Here is a 6,144-nt window from a genome sequence, read left to right as displayed (position 1 = left end):
ATATGTGGTGTTAGCAGCGATTCCGAACTCAAGTTCAGGAAACAGCAGTGACGACGCTGCGCGAGTCACCTGCGTTGCCTCAGTTGTCTCGACCATATCGAGACAACGAGGACAACGACAATCGTCGCTTGGTCACTTCAGCAACTACTGTTCAGGGGTGGGAGGATGTCAACGCGACGGCAGCGCTTTTGCACCGGGGTCGCCTTGGGACGGTATGGACGTTGCGTCGGATCGGACCAAACCCCAGGTCGAAGACTACATGACCCGCGACGTGGCGACGGTTTCGCCGGATACCACCGTCGGCGAGGTCGCCAACCGGATCGCCGAGACCGACAACCACAGCGGGTTCCCCGTCTGCGAGCGCCGTCGCGTGGAGGGGTTTATCAGCGCGCGCGATCTGCTGTTGGCCGACGACGACGATCCCATCTTCAAGGTGATGACGACGGACCTGCTGGTCGCCCACCCCGAGATGAAAGTCACCGACGCCGCCCGGGTGATCCTGCGCTCGGGGATCCAGAAGCTGCCCGTCGTCGACGACGCGGGCAACCTCGTCGGCATCATCTCGAACGCCGACGTGATCCGCAGCCAGATCGAGCGCGCGACACCCAAGAAGGTCGGCAAGCTCGTCAACACCTTAGAGCAGATCCACGACGTCGAGTTGCGCCAGGAGCGACGGACGGTCCCCCTCGCCGAGCTCACGCCGACCCAGGGTCGGGTCTACGCCGACGAGCTCGAGGGCCGACGATACGAACTCGAGCACGGCCTGGCCGAACCCCTCGTCGTCATCGACAACGCCGGCACCCTGCTGCTGGCCGACGGCCACCACCGCGTGCTGGCGGCCGACCGCCTCTCGATCGACGAGATGGACGCCTACGTCATCGTCATCGACCGCCCAATCGATCTCGGGATGGCACGCACGGCAAAGAAAGAGGGGCTCGAGAGGATCGACGACATCGAGGTCGTCGACTACGCGCGCCACCCGCTGGTCCAGACGACCGAACGCCTCCAGTCCAGGGAGTAGTCGAACCGGTCGCTTCGCTGATCACTGGGCAGGGTTTTCCCGCTCGGGCGAGTACGCCGTTCGATGACCGATGACAGTTCACCGCGCGTACTTATCGCGGGAGCGAGCGGCGATACCGGGACCGAACTGCTCGCCGTTCTCCGACCGACAGATCTCACCGTCCGCGCGACGACCCGCTCGTACGCGACCATCGAGCACCTCGAGCGCCTCGGCGCCGACGAGGTCGTCGTCGCCGACTTCTTCGAACCCGGCGACGCGGTCGCGGCCGTCGAAGGCTGCGACGTCGTCTGCTGTGCGGTCGGCACGCCACCGAGTTACCGCCACACCGTCGGCGGCAAGCTGGTCGATCGAACCGGCGTCAGCAACCTCCTGACGGCCGCCGTCGGCGAGGGCGTCTCACACTTCGTCCACGAGAACGCGATCGGCGTCGGCAGCTCGAGGGCGGGGCTCCCGCTCCCGGCGCGGCTCCTCATCCGGGGCTCGCTGAAGGCGAAAGGCGACGCCGAGACCGCGATCCGCCGATCGGGGATCGACTACACGATCGTTCGTCCGGGCCGGCTCACGAACGAGCCGCCCAACGGCGAGGTCCTGGTCGGGGAGGGCGGCGACTCCGTCGCGGGGTCGATCCCCCGGGCCGACGTCGCCCGCGTGATGGCCGCGGCGCCGTTCACCCCGGACGCGCGAAACCGCACCCTCGAGATCGCCAGCCGCGACGGCCTCTCCGGACCGCCGAAGCGCGTCGTCGACGTCGACTGGGCGTTCGACCGCGTCGAGGCCGACCGCGATCGGATGCGCCTGTAGCCGCTACCCGGAATCCTTAATGGACTGTCCGGCAAAAATTACGATCATGTACGACGATGAGGATCTCGAGTCGATCCGACAGGCCGGCGAGGAGTGGGAAGAAGCGACCCTCGAACCGACTCTCGAGGCCCACGGCGAGCGCCGGGATCGGTTCGCGACCGTCTCGAACCTCGAGGTCGATCGGCTCTACACGCCCGAGGACGTGAGCGATCTGGACTACCTCGAGGATCTGGGTTTTCCGGGCGAGGAGCCGTACACCCGGGGGCCGTATCCGACGATGTACCGCGGGCGCACCTGGACGATGCGCCAGTTCGCCGGCTTCGGCACCGCAGAGGAGACCAACGAGCGGTTTCACTACCTGATCGACGAGGGCCAGACCGGGCTGTCGGTGGCCTTCGATATGCCGTCGCTGATGGGGCTGGACTCGGACGACCCGATGAGCGAGGGCGAGATCGGCAAGGAGGGCGTCGCGGTCGACACGCTGCGGGACATGGAGATCCTCTTCGACGGGATCGACCTGGCGGAGATCTCGACCTCGTTTACGATCAACCCCTCCGCGCCGGTGATCTACGCGATGTACGTCGCGCTCGCGGATCGGCGGGGCGTTCCCCGCGAGAAGCTCCGGGGCACCCTCCAGAACGACATGTTCAAGGAGTTCATCGCCCAGAAGGAGTGGGTGATCCCGCCCGAGCCCTCGCTGGAACTGGTGACGGACACGATCGAGTTCTCGACCGAACAAACCCCCAAGTTCCACCCCGTCTCGATCTCGGGCTATCACATCCGCGAAGCCGGCTCGACCGCGGTCCAGGAACTGGCCTTCACGCTCGCCGACGGCTTCGGCTACGTCGAGGACGCGATCGATCGGGGCCTCGAGGTCGACGACTTTGCCCCTCGCCTCTCCTTTTTCTTCAACTGTCACAACTCCTTCTTCGAGGAGATCGCGAAGTACCGGGCGGCCCGGCGGATCTACGCCCGCGTGATGGACGAGTGGTACGACGCCGAGCGCGCGGAGTCGAAGCGGCTGAAGTTCCACACCCAGACCGCGGGCCAGTCCCTGACCGCCCAGCAGCCGCTGAACAACGTCGCCCGGGTGACGATCCAGGCGCTGGCGGGCGTCCTCGGGGGGACCCAGTCGTTGCACACCAACAGCTTTGACGAGGCGCTGGCTCTGCCCGGCGAGAAGGCGGTTCGCGTGGCGCTTCGCACCCAGCAGATCATCGCCGAGGAGTCCGGCGCCGCCGACATCGTCGACCCGCTCGGCGGCAGCTTCGCCGTCGAGGCGCTGACCGACCAGGTCGAGGCGCAGACGATGGCCTACATCGAGGAGATCCGCGAGATGGGCGAGGGCTCGGTTCGGGACGGCATCCTCGAGGGGATCGATCAGGGGTACTTCCTCCGGGAGATCCAGGAGGCCTCCTACGAGTACCAGGAACGGGTCGAACGCGGCGAGGAGGTCGTCGTCGGGGTCAACGAGTACACGATCGAGGAGGACACCAGCCCGGAGATCCTCCAGGTCGACGAGGACACCGCCGACCGCCAGCTCGGCCGGCTCGAGGAGGTCAAGACCGAGCGCGACGACGACGCCGTCGAGGACGCCCTCGAGGAGCTCCGTGGGGCGATCGACCGCGGCGAGAACGCGATGCCGTACATCGTCGACGCGGTGAAGGCGTACGCGACGATGGGCGAGATCATGGACGTCTTCGAGGCCGAGCACGGCGCCTACAGCGAGCAGATCGGCCTGGCCTGACCGCGGCCCCCGACGGCGCGCTCAGACGTCCCGATCGATGACGAACTCGGTGAACTCCCGGAGCTTGCGCTCGTTCTCGGGGTCGAACTCGAGCCCGTCGATCGCCGCGCGGGCCTGGGCGGCCAGCTCGAGGGCCCGATCGCGGGCGTACTCGATGCTGCCGGCGTCCTCGAGGATCGACAGCGCCTCGCCGATCTCCGTGTCGGTGTTGTCCTCGGCCTCGAGGATCGCCTCGAGACGCGCGGCGGTCTCGGGGTCGCTCTCCTCGACGGCGTGGATCACCAGCAGGGTCTTTTTCCCCTCACGGACGTCGTTGCCGAACTCCTTGCCGAACTCGCCGGCCCGGCCCAGCGAGTTCTCGACGTCTAAGATGTCGTCGCCGATCTGGAAGGCCACGGAGGTCAACTCGGCGTAGCTGGCGACCGCTTCCTCGACGTCGGCGGGCTGGTCGGTGAGGATCGCGGCCAGTCGGGCGACGATCCGCCCCAGACAGCCCGTCTTGCAGGCGCACATCTCGAGGTACTGTTCGGGCGTTACGCGCACCTCGCTTTCGTTGTGCCAGCGGATGTCCATCCCCTGGCCGAGGTGGGTTCGGTTGAGCTCGTCCATCAGCATCTCGTAGGCGGCCAGCCGTCGGTCGGCCGGCAGATCCGCCTGCTCTCTGGTCAGGATCTTCAGCGGCAGGAAGTACATCGCGTTGCCGGCGTTGAGCGCGACGTCCTCGTCGAAGACGTGGTGCAGGGCCGGCTCTCCCCGCCGCATCGCGGCCTCGTCCTCGACGTCGTCGACGATGATCGTCCCGTTGTGCAGGATCTCCGGGATGCAGGCGTAGCGCAGGTACTCCTCGGGATCCTCGCCGAACGCGTCGACGAAGACCAGAAACAACACGGCTCGCCACCGCTTCCCGCCCCGATCGAGCAGCTCCCAGAGCGGGTCCGACAGCGCCCGCTGGATCCCCTCGGAATCGTACTCGTAGGTCGGCTCGCCGAAAAAGTCCTCGAGGTACTCCCCCTCGACCTCGCGCGGCACGAGATCGGCGATCGCCTCGTCGACAGCCGGCCGCCACTCGGCAAGCGTCTCCCGCATACCTCCCCCGAGTGCGAGCGGCGTGAAAAAGATTCAGATCTCCCGTTCCTCCGGCGCGAGCGGACGGTCGTCCGCGGCGAACCGTCCGGCGGGGCGACCGAACCGCGGAAGCCGATACCGTTACCCGGGGGCGGGGAGACGGTGGGGTATGAGCGCGTGGATCGGCGACCTGTTCACCAGCGACGTCGGATGGACCCACCTCGAGGACCTGGTCGACATCAGCAACCGGATGGCCGGCAGCCCGGGCGAGCGCGAGGCTGCCGAACTAACGCGGGACGCTCTCGAGGCCGCCGGCGCCGAAAACGCCCGCCTCGTGCCGTTCGAGATCCAGGGCTGGACTCGCGGCGGGAGTTCGATCGCCGCGGGCGAGACGGTCCAGGACTGCATCGCGCTGCCGCGCAGCCCCGCCGATAGCGTCGAGGCACCGCTGGTCGACCTCGGGTACGGCCTGCCCGAGGACTTCGAGGCTGCCGACCTCGAGGGCAAGATCGTCACGGTCCGCAGCGACATCCCCAGCTACGCGGACCGATACGTCCACCGCCGGGAGAAGTACTACCGCGCCGTCGAGGGCGGCGCCGTCGGCTTCGTCTACCGCAACCACGTCGAGGGCTGTCTGCCGCCCACGGGCAGCGTTGGAACGGCCGAGGACCCGATCGGCGAGATTCCGGCCGTCGGCGTCTCGAGCGAGGTCGGCGCGCGGCTGGTCCGGCGGTTCGAGGGCGAGCCGATTACGGTGTCGGTCGAGGCCGAGATCGGCGACGCCGAGAGCCAGAACGTCCACGCCGAGCTCGGTCCCGATACCGAGGAGCGCGTCCTCGTGACGAGCCACGTCGACGCCCACGACATCGCCGAGGGGGCGCTGGACAACGGCGCGGGGACCGCGATGGTCGTCGAGCTGGCGAACGCCCTCGCCGACCGCGAGGACGCCCTCGAGACCCGCGTCGAGTTCGTCGCCTACGGCGCCGAGGAGGTCGGGCTGGTGGGTTCGGGCTACCACGCCGAGACCGCCGACCTCGGCACCATTGCGGCGATCGTCAACAACGACGGCGTCGTCGGCGATCGCACCCTCGAGTTCACGACCCACGGCTTCGACGGCCTCGCGGACGCCGTCGAGGCGGTCGCCGATCGCTACGACCACCCCGTCGAGACGGTGCCGCGGCTCGGCCCCCACAGCGACCACTGGCCGTTCGTCCAGCGGGGCGTGCCGGGGTATCACGTTAAATCGACCTCCGACGAGGTCGGTCGGGGCTGGGGCCACACCTTCGCCGACACGCTCGAGAAACTCGAGGTGCGGAATCTGCGCGAGCAGGCGATCCTCCTGACCGACCTCGTCGTCGACCTGACGAGCGAGGACCGGAGCGTCGAGCGCCGCTCGCCCGAGGCGATCGCCGACGACCTCGAGGCTCAGGACCTCGCGGCAGGAATGAAGGTCACCGGCGACTGGCCCTACGACGGGTAGCGAGCAACCGCACGCTTTTGGACGGGCCGC

5 protein-coding genes are annotated in these 6,144 nt (G+C 67.9%); 4 read left to right on the top strand and 1 reads right to left on the bottom strand.

Annotated features, from left to right (window positions below):
* Positions 1-214 precede the first annotated feature (214 nt).
* The 3 genes from GWG54_RS09090 to GWG54_RS09080 all read left to right on the top strand — a co-directional run bounded on the left by GWG54_RS09090 (position 215) and on the right by GWG54_RS09080 (position 3,569).
* On the top strand, positions 215-1,021 hold the full coding sequence (locus GWG54_RS09090; RefSeq protein ID WP_167937471.1) for a CBS domain-containing protein: 807 nt from the start codon (positions 215-217) through the stop codon (positions 1,019-1,021).
* A gap of 63 nt (positions 1,022-1,084) precedes the next feature.
* A complete protein-coding gene (locus tag GWG54_RS09085) occupies positions 1,085-1,822 on the top strand; it encodes an NAD(P)-binding oxidoreductase (protein WP_167937470.1) in 738 nt (245 codons plus the stop codon).
* A gap of 46 nt (positions 1,823-1,868) precedes the next feature.
* The gene (locus GWG54_RS09080) at positions 1,869-3,569 is read left to right on the top strand and encodes a methylmalonyl-CoA mutase (protein WP_167937469.1); all 1,701 of its coding nucleotides are present in this window, start codon (positions 1,869-1,871) and stop codon (positions 3,567-3,569) included.
* A gap of 21 nt (positions 3,570-3,590) precedes the next feature.
* Here the strand turns inward: GWG54_RS09080 and GWG54_RS09075 are convergent, their stop codons facing one another.
* Complete coding sequence (locus GWG54_RS09075; RefSeq protein WP_167937468.1) at positions 3,591-4,655, bottom strand: polyprenyl synthetase family protein; 1,065 nt, start codon at positions 4,653-4,655, stop codon at positions 3,591-3,593.
* 148 nt (positions 4,656-4,803) lie between these two features.
* On the opposite strand from GWG54_RS09075, the gene GWG54_RS09070 reads away from it, so the two are divergent.
* Positions 4,804-6,114 carry a M28 family peptidase gene (locus GWG54_RS09070; protein WP_167937467.1) on the top strand — a complete coding sequence of 437 codons (1,311 nt, stop codon included), beginning with the start codon at positions 4,804-4,806 and terminating at the stop codon, positions 6,112-6,114.
* Positions 6,115-6,144 lie beyond the last annotated feature (30 nt).

The sequence above is a fragment of the Natronococcus sp. JC468 genome (assembly GCF_012163165.1).
Lineage (GTDB): Archaea > Halobacteriota > Halobacteria > Halobacteriales > Natrialbaceae > Natronococcus > Natronococcus jeotgali.
Note: the sequence above shows the minus strand (reverse complement) of the source record. Positions and strands in the feature narration are given on the sequence as shown.

What these genes read in the sequence shown, in the direction of transcription:
- GWG54_RS09090 (WP_167937471.1), top strand. Translation starts at nt 215, where the DNA reads ATGGACGTTGCGTCGGATCGGACCAAACCCCAGGTCGAAGACTACATG.
- GWG54_RS09085 (WP_167937470.1), top strand. Translation starts at nt 1,085, where the DNA reads ATGACCGATGACAGTTCACCGCGCGTACTTATCGCGGGAGCGAGCGGC.
- GWG54_RS09080 (WP_167937469.1), top strand. Translation starts at nt 1,869, where the DNA reads ATGTACGACGATGAGGATCTCGAGTCGATCCGACAGGCCGGCGAGGAG.
- GWG54_RS09075 (WP_167937468.1), bottom strand. Translation starts at nt 4,655, where the DNA reads ATGCGGGAGACGCTTGCCGAGTGGCGGCCGGCTGTCGACGAGGCGATC.
- GWG54_RS09070 (WP_167937467.1), top strand. Translation starts at nt 4,804, where the DNA reads ATGAGCGCGTGGATCGGCGACCTGTTCACCAGCGACGTCGGATGGACC.